This is a genomic window from Emticicia fontis (assembly GCF_054779675.1).
Window position 1 is genome coordinate 38,041 of record NZ_BAAGXU010000064.1, and the last position, 18,593, is coordinate 56,633.

The 18,593-nt window shown below is 39.2% G+C and carries 13 protein-coding genes and 1 tRNA gene; all 14 read left to right on the top strand.

Annotated elements, in window-relative coordinates; all coding sequences use genetic code 11:
- Window positions 1–229 precede the first annotated feature (229 nt).
- The gene (locus ACYVFA_RS24050; protein ID WP_460474413.1) at window positions 230–784 is read left to right on the top strand and encodes an IS110 family transposase; all 555 of its coding nucleotides are present in this window, start codon (window positions 230–232) and stop codon (window positions 782–784) included.
- Window positions 785–810: 26 nt separating this feature from the next.
- Window positions 811–999 carry a transposase gene (locus ACYVFA_RS24055; RefSeq protein WP_460474414.1) on the top strand — a complete coding sequence of 63 codons (189 nt, stop codon included), beginning with the start codon at window positions 811–813 and terminating at the stop codon, window positions 997–999.
- A gap of 82 nt (window positions 1,000–1,081) precedes the next feature.
- Window positions 1,082–1,318, top strand: a complete 237-nt coding sequence (locus ACYVFA_RS24060; protein ID WP_460474686.1) for a transposase — start codon at window positions 1,082–1,084, stop codon at window positions 1,316–1,318.
- 420 nt (window positions 1,319–1,738) lie between these two features.
- The gene (locus tag ACYVFA_RS24065) at window positions 1,739–2,110 is read left to right on the top strand and encodes an IS110 family transposase (protein ID WP_460474415.1); all 372 of its coding nucleotides are present in this window, start codon (window positions 1,739–1,741) and stop codon (window positions 2,108–2,110) included.
- 208 nt (window positions 2,111–2,318) lie between these two features.
- Window positions 2,319–2,633 (top strand): transposase, encoded by a 315-nt coding sequence (locus ACYVFA_RS24070; RefSeq protein WP_460474687.1) that lies wholly within the window; start codon window positions 2,319–2,321, stop codon window positions 2,631–2,633.
- Between the two features lie 200 nt (window positions 2,634–2,833).
- On the top strand, window positions 2,834–4,180 hold the full coding sequence (locus ACYVFA_RS24075; protein ID WP_460474416.1) for a transposase: 1,347 nt from the start codon (window positions 2,834–2,836) through the stop codon (window positions 4,178–4,180).
- Between the two features lie 474 nt (window positions 4,181–4,654).
- Complete coding sequence (locus ACYVFA_RS24080) at window positions 4,655–4,864, top strand: helix-turn-helix transcriptional regulator (RefSeq protein WP_460474417.1); 210 nt, start codon at window positions 4,655–4,657, stop codon at window positions 4,862–4,864.
- Complete coding sequence (locus tag ACYVFA_RS24085; RefSeq protein ID WP_460474418.1) at window positions 4,857–5,189, top strand: HipA N-terminal domain-containing protein; 333 nt, start codon at window positions 4,857–4,859, stop codon at window positions 5,187–5,189. The genes ACYVFA_RS24080 and ACYVFA_RS24085 overlap by 8 nt, the downstream gene beginning before the upstream one ends.
- Window positions 5,186–6,124, top strand: coding sequence for a HipA domain-containing protein (locus ACYVFA_RS24090; protein WP_460474419.1), 939 nt, complete (start codon window positions 5,186–5,188; stop codon window positions 6,122–6,124). Before ACYVFA_RS24085 ends, ACYVFA_RS24090 begins: the two co-directional genes overlap by 4 nt.
- A 1,033-nt stretch (window positions 6,125–7,157) precedes the next feature.
- Window positions 7,158–7,231: transfer RNA gene (locus tag ACYVFA_RS24095), tRNA-Asp, on the top strand.
- A gap of 348 nt (window positions 7,232–7,579) precedes the next feature.
- Window positions 7,580–7,741, top strand: coding sequence for a DUF4372 domain-containing protein (locus ACYVFA_RS24100; RefSeq protein WP_460474688.1), 162 nt, complete (start codon window positions 7,580–7,582; stop codon window positions 7,739–7,741).
- 57 nt (window positions 7,742–7,798) lie between these two features.
- Window positions 7,799–10,576 (top strand): ATP-binding protein, encoded by a 2,778-nt coding sequence (locus ACYVFA_RS24105; RefSeq protein WP_460474420.1) that lies wholly within the window; start codon window positions 7,799–7,801, stop codon window positions 10,574–10,576.
- Between the two features lie 190 nt (window positions 10,577–10,766).
- Window positions 10,767–11,105 (top strand): LytR/AlgR family response regulator transcription factor, encoded by a 339-nt coding sequence (locus ACYVFA_RS24110; RefSeq protein WP_460474421.1) that lies wholly within the window; start codon window positions 10,767–10,769, stop codon window positions 11,103–11,105.
- Between the two features lie 102 nt (window positions 11,106–11,207).
- Window positions 11,208–18,593 (top strand): Ig-like domain-containing protein (locus ACYVFA_RS24115; protein WP_460474422.1); only part of this gene is annotated, 7,386 nt, incomplete at its 3' end.

Consider the following 18,593-nt stretch of genomic DNA (forward strand, 5'->3'; position numbering starts at 1 on the left):
TAAGTTCTATTGAAGTAGTAAAAGGGCCGGTTTCTTCTATCTACGGACCAGAGGCAGTTGGTGGTGCTGTTAATTTTGTTTCGCAACGCCCGACGGCAGTGCCAACAGCACGTGTAGGTGTACAATTTGACCAATGGGGTTATCGTAGAGGTGTTATGTTTGTTTAAGAAAAGCACAAGCCAATTTTTTAAATTTGTAGGTACCAATCAACAAATAAAAAAAGCGGCTTATGCAAAGACAAATTAACATAAAAAGTTTTGAACGGCAAACGATCTATGTAGGGATCGATTGCCATCTAAAGAGTTGGCAAGTGACAATACTCTGTGGAGATGTATATCATAAGAGTTTTAGTCAGGCACCTAATGCCCATCAACTAAGTTCATATTTAAGTCGGATGTTTCCTAGAGCGAACTATAAGGCTGTCTATGAATCAGGATTTAGCGGCTTTGAAGCCTGTCGACAATTGCGTAGTTTAGGTGTAGATTGTATGGTTATTCATGCCTCTGATGTACTAACAACACACAAGGAACGCCAACAGAAGTGTGATAAGTCAGATAGTAATAAATTAGCCAAGTCATTAAGAGGAGGCCAAATAAGAGGTATAGACATCCCAAGTAGGACATTAGAAGCAGACAGGAGTTTACTACGTCAGCGTTATCGTTTATCGAAAGAATTATCACGACAAAAGATTCGGCTCAAATCTTTATTGCATCAGTTTTCGATAGCCGTACCAGAGAGATTTAAAGCATGTTTAAATTTTGAAGAAAGGGCATCAGTTGCTTAAATTTAAAGTGACCAAACCCAAATTTAATGCAAACCCAATTCGAAGAATTGACTGATGCCCAATGGCAAGTTATCAAAGAAATTTTAAAGGATAATAGAAAACGGAAACATAATTTAAGAGATATAGTAAATGGGATATTAGAAATTCTTCGGATAGGGACTCAATGGAGAAATCTAAATCATTCTAAATTAAGCTGGCAAATTATCTACTGGTAAGCCAGCCCTGTATTACTTTCGTAGGTGGAAAGTAAATGGAACTTTAGAGACACTTAATAGTAGTCTAAATTCAAAAGAAAGGATACGTCAAAACAAAGAAGCGACACCCAGTTTATTATGTATTGATAGTCAGTCAATTAAGTCAGCTCCATTTGTAAATCAAGATAAGGGTATTGATGGCAATAAGCTTGTTAATGGTCGAAAAAGGCATCTTATTGTTGATACGCTTGGCTTAGTTTGGGGAGTGGTTGTGCAGGCAGCTGATATACATGATGGAACAAAGGCTCATCTGTTGATAGAACATTGTTTAGATTATTAGAAAGAATGAATCGGATCGCCGAAGCGAAAAATACTCGTTGATGATGCTTATAAAAAGGTATTCTACGACTGGGTTCAAAATAATATTATTGGTTTAGAATCGGAGCGCCCTTTAGATTTGTACTTTAGTTATTTATAATAAAACTGTTATTACTGTATTGTTTTCTTTTTGCTACCGCTTCGGCGGTCCGATTTTTCTTTTGTTGAAATGTGGATAAGTAAGACATTTACATTAAGAACTAACCATTCGGTGGCGACACATTATCCGAACACCAAGGTTAATTACCTATGCTTCGATTCAATCCGCCACCGATATTTTTCCCTTAGTGACCATATAACAATTAGAGTTAACTACTCATTATTAAGGACTGGGTCGATGGGTTAAAATTGGTTAGTTTATCACAAATTTATCATAAAAAGTATGCAAACCAATGTTAGGCATTTTATCGGCATAGATGTATCGAAGCCTTTTTTTGATGCGGCTCTGATGACAGTTGTTAATCATCAGAAGCAAGCAATAGAATCGGCTCAATTTGAGAATACCAAACCTGGCTTAAAGTCTTTTCAAAAATGGCTCAAAAGTAATAAAGTAAGTTTTGATAAAAACACAGTACTTGTCATCGAAAATACAGGTATTTATCATCGTTTACTTTGGGCATTTTGTAACAAGATTAACCGCGTCGGCGGTCCGATTGCAACTACATATTGGCAATGCTGCTCACATCAAATGGAGTTTTGGTATCGCCAGAGGCAAGAATTCGGACCGCCGATGCGGATGAAATTGATGCCATAAGACTATGCAAATATGCCTTTAAAGAGTCAGATGAACTTAAAATGAGTCAGCCATTGAATCCAAAACTGATGTAATTGAAAGACCTTCAGACTTCAAGAAAAAGGTTAATAAGTCAGAAAAATGCAAATCAAACGTATTTGAAAGAATTAAAAGATATTAACCAGAAAACAGTACCAATAACTTTGCAGGAAATATTTCAGGTAAACAACTGGCATCTTATGCTGGTGTAGCCCCCTTTGGACACTCAAGTGGCATAAGCATTAAGAAACGAGAAAAAGTACATAAAATGGCCAATAAAGAGCTTAAGAAAATATTGCACATGGGAGCTATGTCTGTCATTCATTGTAATCCGGAAATGAAACAATATTACGACAGAAAAACGTTAGAAGGCAAACACTCCTTAAGTGTATTAAATGCTATAAAAAACAAGTTAGTTTTAAGGGCAGTGGCAGTAATCAAAAGCCAAGCTCCTTTTGTGGATAACTTTGCAAAGTCCAGTCAAACAATAAAAAAAGTAGCTTGAAAAGACATAAAAAATAGATACCTTATTGCTTGGATGAACCATAACAATCGCTGCGATTCGTATATGATTAGGGAATACTCAATAGCCTTAATAGATTAGTTGTCAATATATTACGAAATAAAAGAACCCCGAAAACTGCCAATTTCTTGGAGTTTCGGGGTTTTTGGTGTATTTTAAGGTATCTGACGCCATAAAATACGATGCAAACTACATTAATTTCTTTTGATAACCCAATATTTCCTGAGTATCATTCGGGCGGCGTACCGCTTTTCAAGAATTCTACAGAACTTGGCTGGATTTACGATGTAATTCCGTGGCAAGAATTGGAGAGCCTGCTTCCTATTAAGAAAAACCCGGCAGGAGCTCCTTCTTACCTTCCTCGACAAGGATATTTCGGTTTGATGTTTTTAAAGCACTACACAGGTTTAAGCGATGAAAAGCTCTTAGCTGCCTTCCAGACTAACTGGGCATATCAGATGTTCTGCGGATGCCGTTTGAAAGTGGGTGAAGTTATCAGAGATAATGCATTTGTAAGCCGTATTCGTACTTATCTGTCCAGACATTGTGATATGCAGAAAGTTCAACAAACGCTGATTAATGCCTGGAAAGGGAAAATGTACAATACGAATGTTATGCTTATAGACGCTACGTGTTATGAGGTGCATATGCGCTTTCCTACTGACGTCAAACTGCTGTGGGAGTCCTGCTGCTTTCTTTGGGAGGAGCAAATACCAGTCTTATGCAAGCTATCAGGAATCAAAATGCCTCGTTCAAAATTCAAGGAACATAAGAACAAGCAATCTGTTTTCTCTAAAAGACGAAAAGTTAGTATTAAAGACACCAAAAAGAGAAGAAAAGCGCTGTTGTATCTATTAGGAAAAGGGATAAGTGCCTATCAGAAACTTTTGAACCAAACCAAAGGTATTCACCTCTCAGCGCCAATAACACAAAAACTGAAGACAGTAAAGAAAGTCTATTTACAGCAACTTTATCTGATTGAAACCAATACCACAAAAGTCAAGGATAGAATTGTAAGTTTATCTCAACCGCACATAAGACCTATTGTTAGAGGAAAAGAGAATAAACCGGTCGAGTTCGGTATTAAAGCCCACATGATGCAAGTGGACGGTATTAATATTGTTGAACATCATAGCTACAATGCTTTTAATGAAAGTACAAGACTTAAAGCTTCCTTCTTTAAACATAAGATTATCTTTGGAGAATGCACACATATAGCTGCCGATAGAATCTATCCTACCAATGCTAACCGCCGTTTTTGCAGTTCTAAAAAGCTTCAAACTAACTTTGTATCAAAAGAAAAAGCCTTTAAAGACAAAAACACTAAGACAATGAAGGCTATGCTAAATAAGGAAAGAAGTACGCGATTAGAAGGCTCATTTGGAACGGAAAAGGAACATTATGGGCTAAAAAGGATAAGAGCCCGTTCACCAGAAACACAAAATGTGTGGCTGTTCTTCGGAATTTTCACCGCCAATGCGGTCAGAATGACCAAAAGAACACCGAAAGAACTCAAGTTAGCAGCTTGAAACCTATCATAAAAGGCTTTCATGGGAGAAAACTGTCTATACAAATCTGATGACCCCAAAATCCCCCAATTCTGCTCTAAATGTTGTACAAAACAAAGACTGAGGTTCCTTAAAATAAAAAACCAGTCTATAAAAGGCTGGATTTTCTATATGTCGTCTCTTTTGGAATCAATTATCAAGGATGGCCTAATTAATTTTGCAAAAATTATCAATCGATTTCATATATCGAATTCTTGTAGTATTGAATCCGATTGAAATAATCTTACCAGAATCCAGATATAACCGATGTAAGTCAGCCAATTTTTTAAACCATCAAAGAAAGTCTAAAATAGTAGTATCTTTAATTGCTATCTTGCCCAGCTACAAAAAAACAATCAGAGCAAGGTTATAGGGGCATTTAAAAAAAAACTTATACCCTAACAGGTATATTTATTTAGAAATATTTATATTTATACTCGATAAGGTATGAAGATTATGAATCCAATCAGTGAATTTGTTAAACAAAAACGCAAAAGCGTAAAATTAACGCAGGAAGAATTAGCTCAGAAAGCAGGAGTGGGTCTCCGTTTCCTGCGCGAGTTAGAACAAGGGAAAACCACCCTCAGGCTCGATAAGGTAAATCAGGTACTAGACATGTTTGGCAGTGAAGCCGGAGTAATCAGAAAGGAGGTGAGTGATGAATAGAGCTGGAAACGTGCTTTTTTATAAACAACTTGCAGGCATTATTTTTGAAGATGAAGACGGGTATCATTTTCAATATGATAGTGATTATCTTAAGCAGGAAAAAGCTCAGGCCGTCAGTCTGACTTTGCCTTTACAGGAAAAAGCATTTCATGAACAAGTATTATTTCCTTTTTTCGATGGATTGATTCCAGAAGGATGGTTAATGGAAATTGCTGTTGAGAATTGGAAAGTTAACCCCCGTGACCGTATGGGATTATTGCTAAGTACCTGTCGCGATTGCATCGGCGCTGTAAGCATCATCCCACAAACAATAGAAGCGATATGAAAAAGTGCTTATACTGTTATCAGAGGCTTGAAGAGGAAACCAATGATTTTCATATCAAATGTTCCAGAACCTTTTTTGGATCAGATAAACCTCCTGTTCTGTCTTTGGCTAAAGCTGATTTAAAAGCCATAGCAAAGCAAATTATTGCTAAAAGTGTTACTGTGACAGGAGTGCAACCTAAGCTATCATTAGAAATTGAAAAAATAGATACCAAGCATAGCAGGCTAACCATTGTCGGATTATGGGGCAGTTATATTTTAAAGCCTCCATCAGATGTTTTCGAATCGTTACCAGAGAATGAAGACCTGACCATGAAATTGGCAGGCATTTGTGGTATTAAAACAGCGGCACATTCATTAATAAGGCTTCAATCCGGTGAATTGGCATATATAACCAAGCGGTTTGATAGAAGTAAAGGTCAGAAAATACATGTAGAGGACTTTTGTCAGCTAACAGAAACATTGACCGAACACAAGTACCGAAGTTCAATGGAAAAGGTGGGGAAAGCAATTCGCAAGTTTTCTACCAATTCAGGTCTGGATTCGCTTTCATTTTTTGAACTGACTCTATTTTGCTTTATAACGGGCAATGCTGATATGCACCTCAAAAATTTCTCATTGGTTCGTGAGCGTGATGGAGATGTATACTTTAGCCCTGCCTATGATTTGGTGTCGACCAAGCTGGCAATGCCGGAAGACACTGAACAAGTCGCCCTTACGGTTAACGGAAAAAAGAATAAGTTGAAAAAAAGTGATTTCTTAAATCTGGCAAAAACATTGCAATTGAATGAGAAGTCTGTTGACAAGGTTTTAAGTAATCTGTTTAAAAAGGAAGAAGAGCTATTGCAAACCGTTGAAGCAAGTTTTCTAAGTAATGAGCAAAAGCCAACCTATATTGATCTCATCAAAAACACAATGGAGTTATTAAGACATTAGAACAGTTAGGGATACTTAGCTTCTTAAAGAAATAGGAAAGGAGGTGATTACAAGTCTATACCCTAAGGGGTGTAAATACTTGATTTTCACTGTTTACTAAACCCGATAGGGTATAGTTTTAGGAACAATTATACATTCTTATAATTTTAGAGAATACTTTTGCCCACTACTCTGAGAGGTGTGTATGCTGATAAAAATTTCTTTTATTAATGTCTTTTGAATTGATGCTATCCTTTGTATACTTCATTCTACCAGGTGTGATTACTAAGATCAAGAGTGATCTGAGGGTGTTGGATTTCTTCCTCCGGCCCTAACACCTTTGAAACCTATTTTCGGCATATGAAAAACTAAAAGCTTTTCTTCCTTTGGCTTGCTGTGCCGACAAGATTCCAATGCTTTTGGTGCATCCATGTTTTTCCAATATAAAAGTTCTACCTACCATTATCTTTCTTTGGTATCAGTCTTAGATCCTGTAATTTTCTGCCAAATTTGTCGTCTGAGGTCAATTTTAAGAAATCATCTTGTAAGCCTAATACTCATAGCAAATTAAAGTAAATACCAAGAGAAACATTGGGATTCCCTTTTCTATAAGATACTAGGAAGAATGCTAAAAACCGGTCATTTCAGAGACCTGAATGAAGGTCAGATTCCAGCGCTAATGCGCCAACTTGATATTTTCTCCGAATCTCTCCATAATCAGTTGAAATCCGTGAAGCAATTTTTTTATCGCGTTATTTTGTTGATTAGTACCTACAAATAATGAGCATTTGTTATGAATAAACAATATTTATATTTGAGTAAATCCATCAAGGAAAACCAGAATAGGTATCAAAGGTTCGATTATACCCCCGTTTAGCCCGCAAAAAAGCACTCAGTTTGAGTGTTTTTTTTGTGTCTATAAATTTGGAGTCCCAAACGATGAAGGAAATAAGGTTTCAGAGTAAGGGAAAACAAAAATTAAAATACGGTGTGGGAGTTCAACGGTGCGATGTATCGCTTGGTTAGAATACCAGAAGCCAAAATTTATTCATTCGGTTCGGTAGTTCAGTTGGTTAGAATACCTGCCTGTCACGCAGGGGGTCGCGGGTTCGAGTCCCGTCCGGACCGCAATTAATACAAAGCGCTGATTATCAGCGCTTTTTGTTTTATAGTGAGGTAAATGATCGAACACGCGAAGCGCGATTCGGCACCAATCTTAGAACCATCTTTCGTAGGTCCCATAAGAGATTTTATTCGTAATTCATTTTTCTTCGATGGCAAACAATTTTTAATCCTCGGCTTCCGGTTCCTTTTGTTTCTCAAATAGTAGTTGTTTATTAGAAGATGTTCTTGTTTCAAAAATGCGCAGTGCATTTTTTTGAATAACTCTTATCATGTTATCTGGTAAGCTCATAAGGCCAAAAACTTATCTATTACACTCACTCTTACTTTTGAGTTAAGTATACGTTTGCTAGTATATTCCGTAGTAGATTCAATTTCTTTTTTATTGGACAAATCACTTCAAGATATAGTTTTCGTGATTTGATTTCCATTATTGATGCTCATGAAAACAAATCCTATCATTTAGGATTTGGGAAGGGAGTGTCAAGGAGTAATTTTGCAATGCTATTTTTTTAGCCTAATTTTATATTGATAACTTTTTGCCTAGCAAACACCCGATTGTTCCGTATTAACATGATGCAATTTATACTAAAGACCCTGAAAATATCTGGTATCTTACTACTATTTTTATTAAAACAAGCCTATTCACAAGAAATTTTATTATCGTCAAAGTCAACAGTGCCGATGAATATCACCAGCCAATTGGAGATATTCGGAGACTCAACTGCTGCCATTCCTTTTGAGCAAATTGCCTCAAAGAAGTTTGTTAAAAACCCACAGAAATACTTCCTTTTTCCTTACTCTGATAATGCTTACTGGATAAGAATACAGATTAAAAATAAAGACAAAGACAATAGAAAATGGGTATTGAAATGGGATAATCCGCTAACTGAGCAACTTGATTATTATGTTTCAGATACATCAGGCAGAAACTTTAAGCATACGCAAAAGAAATTATTGACAAGCCAGAAAAAAAATAAATTTGTACAGGAAGAAATTACCCTTCCATTTGAATTAGCCCCTCATGCTACCAAAACTATTTTCTTAAAACTAAAAAATCAACGTGGGTTATATGGCGCTTTAGTGCTACATTCGGCCGATTCGTATACTGAATCCAAAATTGATACTTTTTCTAGAAATAGCTTTTTCAATGGCCTCATTATCTTTCGTTTATTCCTGGTACTCATATTGGGCTTATTTATTATCAAAGATTTTGTGTTCAGGGTGTACTCTTTACAAATAGTTATCCGCACAATCGCTTTTTTGAGTATGATGAGCGTAGTCGGGCCAATCGTTTCCTCTGATCCTGACATTGCTCAAAGAATCAATTTTCTTGGTTATAATTCCTTCCCGATTGGCTCAGGTATTCTTATTTTAGCCGTGCTTGATTTGAAAAGGCTACCTAAATGGGTTCCTTATATTATTTATGCCACTATCGGTTTTACTATTCTGATTGACATACTTGTCTGGTTTGATTATAAATGGTATTGGCTGAAAGCCGGACATTACGGCATCGTTTTTTCCGGAGCTTTTATTCTATTGCTCTACATTTATGCTTTACTGGCACGAATCACGGTTAAGGTTTATTATTCCCTTCCTGTTATTTTAGGGGTATTCAGTAATCTGCTAATTAATCTAAGATTATTCGGTTTACTTGAATTCAAACCCATATTTTCCTTTACTATTTTCCTTTTTGTTGCCGAAATTTTTCTTTTTGCCATATTTCTAGGGCAAATTTTTATAAATGCTGAGAAACGAATCAAGTTTAATGTGGTGCAAAACGAACGGCTGAAAGAATTGGATACCATAAAAACTACCTTTTTTACCAATATTTCACATGAGTTTCGTACACCATTGACACTCATTCTTAGTCCGCTTGATGGGTTGGTTAAGAAGTATCCTGCTGAAACGGTGTTTGACCCCATGAAACGCAATGCCCTTCGGTTGCTCACACTCATCAATCAGTTGCTCGATTTAAGTAAGCTCGATTCGGGACAAATGCAGGTCAGTATCAGGCAAAATGACCTGGCAAAGTTTATTCAGGTGTTGGCTAGTTCGTTTAGCTCTCTGGCCGAGAGCCGGGGAATACAGTTTGAGATTATACAGAACCGAAAACAAGCCATTGCGTATTACGATGCCGATAAAATTGAAAAGATTTTGATTAATCTTTTGTCAAATGCATTTAAATTCACCCAGAATCAAGGCAAAATAATGGTATCAGTCAACTATACAGATGAGTTTAGTGCCGTAACAATTGTGGTAAAAGACAATGGTATTGGTATTGCTTCTAAAAAAGTCGGACAAATTTTTGACCGGTTTTTTCAGGTAGACGGTACCGAACAACGAGGCTATGAGGGTACTGGTATAGGTCTGGCTCTGGTAAAAGAAATGGTTGAACTCCACAAAGGCACTATTAATGTGGAAAGTACACAAGGGCAAGGCACCACTTTTACAATAAAACTGCCTATTGATAAACATACATGGCAAACTGAGATAGTAAATACAATCCCCGGAGAAATCAAAAGTGAAATGCCCGATTTCTCTTATTTAGTACCTGTTACCCAATCATTTAATACAGAAGATACATTGCTGGCAGAGGAAGAAAATATATTGCTGATAGTAGAAGATAATGCAGACCTACGCCAGTATATCAGGAGTGTCTTTGAAAATGATTACCAGATTATTGAGGCCGCCGACGGACAAGAAGGTATCGAAAAAGCCCTGACATTTGTACCCGATATTGTAGTATCTGACTGGATGATGCCACGGTTGGATGGCTTGGAGCTTTGCAAATTATTGAAAACTGACGAAAAAACCAGTCATATTCCAGTAGTCATGCTCACAGCTAAAGCTAATATCGAAAACCGGATTGAGGGGCTTGATTTAGGAGCAGATGATTACCTGACTAAGCCATTCAATAAGGAGGAGCTACAGGCCAGAGTAAAAAATCTGGTTACACAAAGAGCCTTGTTGAGACAAAAGTTTGATAAGGCTATTGTAGACATGAAGCCAACAGAAATAAAAGTGGCGTCAATCGACGAAAAATTTATTGTGAAAGCTAAAGAGATAATTGAGAAAAACCTTTCGGACAGTACTTTTAACATCGAACAGTTTGCACAGGAAATGGCTATGACTCCGGTAGTATTACGCCGCAAAATAAAGGCCCTCACCAACCAGACCACCACACAGTTTGTACGCAAATACCGCTTGCAAAAAGCGGCTAATCTATTAACCAATCGCGCTGATACGGTTTCAAATATAGCTTATCAGGTGGGGTTTGAAAACTTATCTTATTTTACCAGATCCTTTCAGGAAGAGTTCGGGCAGGCACCTTCAGAATATGGGAAATAATTGACTTTCTCAAAAAAAATCAAAAGAAAGTTCATTCAGTGTTAATAAAATACACAAAAAAATGATTAAAAGCCCCGTACTCCGGGGCTTTTTTATTGGCCGAAAAGTGTCAAGAAAAGTCGTTTTTAGGTTAAATAAAACAGGGTTTCGTAAGCGAGTTTTGTATAAATCTTAATTTACCACGAAGCCAATGAATCAACTTTACCTTACCCGCCGTCAGCAAATTGCAACCGACCAGATAGTATATCTTGAAAGCGAAAGTAATTACACCTGTATTTACACCACCGCACAAGTCAGGATAGTAGCCACCCTTACACTTGGGTCAATCCTCGAACGACTGGACACCAAAACTTTTCTCCGGGTAAACCGAAGCCATATCCTCAATCTTTCCTATATCTCCACTTGTCGCCTTGAAAACAATAAATTGATTTTCCGGCTTCAGGACGGGCAGGAATTTACCGCCTCCCGAAGAAGAGTAAGAGGGGTGCAAAAAACACTGAACAAGACATCAAAAGACCTTTCGTGGTAGAAAGACAAAAAGCTGGGGGGAATAACTGACGAGGTATTTCCTCCTCTTTTTCAGACTACCATCATAAATAATAACCCAAGAAAAAATAATAGAACAGCTACCATGAAAAAACTCTTAATCTTCTTACTCTTCGTTTCTCCGAGCCTCTTTGCCCAGACCTTCAGTACGCCTGTTAGTGTAGTAACTGATGCTGGTTTTAGTATTAAAAATTCTCATCAGATAGTGAACGGGAAGCCTGCTTTTGTTTATCGGAATGCTAATTTTGATTTAATGTATGTAAGGGCTAATGATGCTGCAGGCAGTTCCTGGGGTGTTCCGGTCACTTTAGAAACTGACACCGATGCGGATGATACATTTGAATTAGAAATAATTGATGGAAACCCTGCAGTAGTTTATTCTGTAGGTGGTGTAATTAAGTTTAAAAGAGCCATCGATATAAATGGTGTATCATGGAATACAGCAGTTAGGGTTAGCCCCAATAGAAGTACTGGAGTGTACCCCACTTTATCAATAATTAATGGTAAGCCTGGAGTTGCATATCGTTCTGGGCTTGATTCTTTAAAATTTTCAATAGGAACTGATGCCCAAGGAAGTTCTTTTAATATCCCAATAGCAGTAGTGACCATAAGGGCAGCTAGTTATATTAGTTTAAAAGAAATAAATGGTAATCCGGCTATTTCATGCTATAATGGGAGTGTTCAAGATTTATTGTATATCAGAGCTACAAATGCCACTGGTACTAACTGGGGGAGTGTGCAAACCATCCAATCTTCAGGAATTGTAGGAGCTTACAACTCACTTGCAATTGTTAACGACCGTCCGGCAATTACTTATGTAAGTGACAATAATACTGCTAATGATTTTGAGGTAAGGTATATCCGTGCAAATGATGTCAATGGCAGCAGCTGGGGAACATCCCAAACAGTTTATGCGGTGCCTGGTAGGAATATTGGTTTGTTTTCTTCCTTAGCTATAGTAGATAATGTACCAGCCATTGCATTTTTAGATAATACATTCAGAGTTTTAATGTATGCAAAAGCACAGGATGCTAATGGTGATGTATGGAACACCTCTGTGGTCGTAGATAACCAGAATGTTACCAGTAGTATATCATTGACAGCTATTAATAATAGAGCAAGTATTATCTATCGGAATGGCAGTAATGTGGCCAAATATGTGCTGGAGTGTTTAGCACCTGCTGATCCAACCTCTGTTTCTGTCAATAATGCCAGTATTTGTACAGGCAATAGCGTCAGCCTGACAGCCAATGCTTGTGCCAGTGGTACGCTCACCTGGTATAATCAGGCAACAGGCGGGACAGCCATAGGCACGGGCTCACCCTTGAGCCAAAGCCCGACGGTAAATACTACTTATTATGCGAGTTGTAAAGATGGAAGTTGTGAAAGTAGTAGAGCAAGTACTGGCTTAGTAACAGTAAATAGTAATCCGGGAGCACCCACAAGCCCAATTGCCACGCCTGCAACCATTGTAGTTTCCGGCATCACAACACTAACGGCAAGTGGTTGTGATTCACCGTCTAGCATCACCTGGTATGATACCGCCAATAGTGCCACAGCGTTACCTAACAATACCCCAACTATATCCTCAAATAAAACATTTTTTGCCAGATGTACAGACACTAATACTTGTGTGAGTACGCCCAGTACAACAGTTTCCGTTACTTATTGCACACCATTAAGTTTATCACCCGGCAATGTGAGTATTACCTGGACAGGGGCCATAAGTACCGATTGGAATACGGCCTGCAACTGGAATCCTGCCTGGGTGCCTGATAATACGAGTGGCAATGTTTATATTGGTATACAATCCAATCAGCCTGTCATTTCAGGAGTAGTATCAACAATTGGCAGCCGATTGTATATCAATGCAGGTGCTATACTTACGGTCAATACTGGTGGTGTTTTAACCGTAGGAGGAGTGGAAGGCTCATCTATTACTTTGAATGGTGGTGCAATTATTAATGAGGGTTCTATCACTACGAATACAACAGGAACAGGAATAAGCTGTGCTGGCTCGTCATCAACCTCAATTACCAATAGAGGTACAATAAATTTGAATAATACTAGTTCGGGATTATTTACTGGGGGTACAACTACAATACTGAATGAAAGCACAGGGGTTATCAATTTAACTTCTCCATCGGGCTTTGCTTCTTCATTTAGTTCCGGCATCTTATATATAACGAATCATGGAACCATTACTTGTTCAGGCTCAGGTCAGTTTTTTAGTTTCAATAATGGAAGCACCTTAACAAATGATGGGACAATCAATATTACTGCAGGAGAGGGAATGATTAACCCAATCAATTCAAGCGTCACAAATAATGCCTGTGGTAAGATTATCATGGCAACGGGTAGTTATCTCAATAATGGTACAACTACCAATGCAGGGCTCTTTCAAATGCCCCATACCTATAATTTTAACAATACAGGTACCTTTACTAATAATGGGGTGCTGAAAGCAAATATAGTTGCAAGCATTACTAATAATAGAATGGTCATTACCAATGCTTGTCCAATATTTACCTTGGGCAGTTCTAACAATTATACCGTTAGTGGTATTTTTACAGACGATGCAGCCAGTATTTCAGCAGGAAATTATACTTCAGCAGGGAATATATTTACGGCTAACAACTCTATTCCAACGGGTTCACAAACCTTATATGCCCAGGTAAGTGATGGTACATGCACTTTCATTGTACCATTCACATTTAATAATCTAAAGCCTACTTCCGTCGCAGCAAGCCTGACAACTATTTGTTCAGGTAATCCTGTCTCTTTATCAGCCAATACTTGTGGAAGTGGACTTACAATCACCTGGTATAATCAGGCGACGGGAGGAACTTCGATAGGCACAGGCTCGCCTTTGAGTAAAAGCCCGACTATCAATACCACTTATTATGCGAGTTGTAAAAGTGAGAGTTGTGAAAGTAGTAGAGTAAGTACTGGTTTGGTAACAGTCAATAACAATCCATTGCCCCCCACAAGCCCAATGGCCACGCCTGCAACCATTATAGTTTCCGGCACCACAACATTAACGGCAAGTGGATGTAATTCTCCGTCTACCATCACCTGGTTTGATACCGCCAATAGTACCGTAGCATTACCTAACAATACTCCTGCCATATCTTCAAATAAAACATTTTTTGCCAGATGTACAGACACTAATACTTGTGTGAGTGCGCCCAGTACAACTGTTTCGGTAACTTATACTACCTCTTGCAGCCAGGTAGCCACCGCCACCGAAACCATGACCTGGACAGGCACAGCAAGCACCGATTGGGCAAATGCCTGCAACTGGTCTCCCATTGGAGTGCCTACAGCTACCAACCCTGTGATAATTAATGATGTAACCAACGACCCGGTGATAGTTTCAGGAACTGTCCTGGCAAAAACTGTACGTATTAATGGAGCAGGGGCAAGTCTCACTATTAATAACGGAGCTACACTAACGATTTCAACAGATACGGGTTACCCTGTCGCAGTTGATAACGGAGCTACTTTGACAAATAATGGCATCTTAAATGCAAGTTATACCAACTTAAATCCAGGTAGTTTTGCAGTACTGACTATAGATGATAACACTACTGTACATAATTATGGTACAATTTCTCTTTCTGCGCCTAATAACTATGGTCTGCGTACGCGTTCAAACGCAATTTTCAATAATAAAACCGGAGCAACCCTGACTATAAATGCAATTGTGGGTATTATTAATGAGAGTACCGGAATATTCACTAACGAACCTGGGGCCATCATTAATGCTTCTGCCACCATTGCCGCAATTGCATTTTATAGCGGACAAATGAATAATTATGGTTTAATTAGTCTAACAGGGGCATTAGACATTGCATATACAGGTACAATCTTTAATAACTACGCCTGCGCAACAGTAAAAATTACAGAGCCTTTTATTTCTTCAACAGGTACAATAGTAACCAATAATGGGTATATGGAAATTGATGGAGGTTGGGAAAATTATACCAATTTTACTAATAATGGTGTATTGAAATATGGTTCATTAAGTAATGCCGGCACTTTAAACAATACTACTAATGCCTCAATTATTGTCAATAATTCGCCAAAACCTATTTTTACCTATGGGGGTACTTATGATGGTACTGTCAATGGTATTTTTACCGATGCTACTGCCACAACCTCGGCAGGTACATTTACTGCGCCTAATACCTTTATACCCACAGGCTTGCCAAATGGTAGCCAGACATTGTATGCCAAAATAACCCAAAGTGGTGCAGCTTGTTCTTATATAGTGCCCTTTACTTATTGTAACACTACTGCAAGCATCAGTTATTCAGGCACGCCCTATTGCAAATCTGCGAGTGCCTCAAATGTCACTTTAACAGGCGCTAGTGGGGGCACATTTACCTCTGCTCCGGCAGGGTTGGCTATTAATCCTTCATCTGGTCAGATTACCCCAAGCAGTAGTACAGCAGGTGCTTATAAAGTTACTTATACCATTGCGGCAAGCGGAGGATGTGCTGCTGCAATAGCTACCACAAGTGTGACTATTACCAATAACCCAAGTGCGACTATTAGTTATTCAGGCACACCCTATTGCAAATCTGTGAGTGCCTCAAATGTAACCTTAACAGGTACAAGTGGAGGAACCTTTACCTCTGCTCCGGCAGGGTTGAGTCTCAATGCTTCATCAGGACAGATTACCCCAGGCAGTAGTACAGCAGGTTCTTATACTGTTACCTATACCATTGCTTCTAGGGTAGGATGTGCTGCCGTAACCGCTACCACAAGCGTGACTATTAATAGTAATCCAGGAGTCCCCACAAGCCCAATGGCCACGCCTGCAACCATTATAGTTTCCGGCAACACAACATTAACGGCAAGTGGATGTAATTCTCCGTCTACCATCACCTGGTATGATACCGCCAATAGTACCGTAGCGTTACCTAACAATACTCCTGCCATATCTTCAAATAAAACATTTTTTGCCAGATGTACAGACACTAATACTTGTGTGAGTGCGCCAAGTACAACAGTTTCGGTAACTTATACCACCTCTTGCAGCCAGGTAGCTACTGCCACAGAAACCATGACCTGGACAGGCACAGCAAGCACCGATTGGGCGAATGCCTGCAACTGGTCGCCCAATGGAGTACCTACAGCTACCAACCCTGTGATAATTAATGATGTAACCAACGACCCGGTGATAGTTTCAGGAACAGCCCTGGCAAAAAAAGTAACCGTTAATGGTGCAGGGGCAAGTATCACTATTAATAACGGTGCTACGCTAACGGTCTCAACAGATACGGATTTTTGTGTCTCAATTGAAAATAGTGCTACTTTTATAAATAATGGCACCTTAAATGCAAGTTATACCGACGAAAGCTCACTTGGTGTTGGAGCACTGATTTTAGGGACAAACGCTACTGTAAATAATTATGGTATAATTTCTCTTACTGCGCCTAAAAACAATGGTATGCGTACCTATACAAACGCAATTTTTACTAATAAAACAGGGGCAACCCTGACTATAAATGCCAATACAGGTATATCTACTCAGAGTACCACATTCACTAACGAAACAGGGGCAGTCATTAATGGCTCTGGAATCAGTAGCGGTATTTCTTTTAATAACGGACAAATGAATAATTATGGTTTAGTTAGTATGACAGGACAGATGACAGTTTCCTCATCCGGTACAATCATTAATAACTATGCCTGTGCAACATTAAAAATGACAGGAGGTTTTTCAGCGCAAAGTGGGATAACAATAACTAATAATGGCTATATAGAGTTTGGTGGAATTTTCAATAATGCTGCCGTTCTTACTAATAATGGTGTGTTGAAATATGGTTCATTAAATAATACCGGCACTTTGAACAATACTACTAATACCTCAATTATTGTCAATAATGCGTCAACTCCTATTTTTACCTATGGGGGTACTTATGGTGGTACTGTCAATGGTATTTTTACCGATGCTACTGCCACCATCTCAGCGGGTACATTTACTGCGCCTAATACCTTTATACCCACAGGCTTGCCAAATGGTAGCCAGACATTGTATGCCAAAATAACCCCAAGTGGTGCGGCTTGTTCTTATATAGTACCCTTTACTTATTGTAACACTACTGCAAGCATCAATTACTCAGGCACGCCCTATTGCAAATCAGCGAGTGCCTCAAATGTAACCTTAACAGGCACAAGTGGAGGCACATTTACCTCTGCTCCGGCAGGTTTGAGTCTAAATGCTTCATCAGGACAGATTACCCCAGGCAGTAGTACAGCAGGTACTTATACAGTTACCTATACCATTGCGGCAAGCGGAGGATGTGCTGCCGTAACAGCTACCACAAGCGTGACTATTACCAATAACCCAAGTGCGACTATTAGTTACTCAGGCACGCCCTATTGCAAATCAGCGAGTGCCTCAAATGTAACCTTAACAGGTACAAGTGGTGGCGCATTTACCTCTGCTCCGGCAGGTTTGAGTCTGAATGCTTCATCAGGACAGATTACCCCAGGCAGTAGTACAGCAGGTACTTATACTGTTACCTATACCATTGCGGCCAACGGAGGATGTGCTGCCTTAACCGCTACCACGAGCGTGACAATTACCAATAACCCAAGTGCGACTATTAGTTATTCAGGCACACCCTATTGCAAATCTGCGAGTGCCTCAAATGTCACTTTAACAGGCGCTAGTGGAGGCACATTTACCTCTGCTCCGGCAGGTTTGAGTCTGAATGCTTCATCAGGACAAATTACCCCAGGCAGTAGTACAGCAGGTACTTATACTGTTACCTATACCATTGCGGCAAGCGGAGGATGTGCTGCTGCAATAGCTACCACAAGCGTGACTATTACCAATAACCCAAGTGCGACTATTAGTTACTCAGGCACGCCCTATTGCAAATCTGCGAATGCCTCAAATGTCACTTTAACAGGCATAAATGGAGGAACCTTTACCTCTGCTCCGGTTGGGTTGACTATTAACCCTGCTTCTGGGCAGATTACCCCAGGCAGTAGTACGGCAGGTACTTATACAGTTACTTATAACATTTCGGCAAGCGGAGGATGTGCTGCCGTAACCACTACCACAAGCGTGACAATTAATAACAATCCTTCTGCACCGACTATAAATGCTCCTAATCCAAAAGTAGTTTGTGCGCTTGGCACTTTAACTCTAACAGCCAGCGGTTGTGCAGGAACTATCAACTGGTCTAATGGTTCATCAGGTTCAAGCCTGACGCTTTCATCTGTAGGCACTTACTCCATTTCAGCTACTTGTACGGTTGGTTCTTGTATAAGCGTGGCCAGTACTGCTGTCACAGGTTTGCAGATTGCTAGTCAGCCGTCTGCGCCAACAATCACTGCACCGAATCCAAAAATAGTTTGTGCGCCAGGCACTTTAACTCTGACAGCCAGTGGTTGTGCAGGAACTATCAACTGGTCTAGTGGTTCGTCAGGAAGTAGCTTAACACTTTCA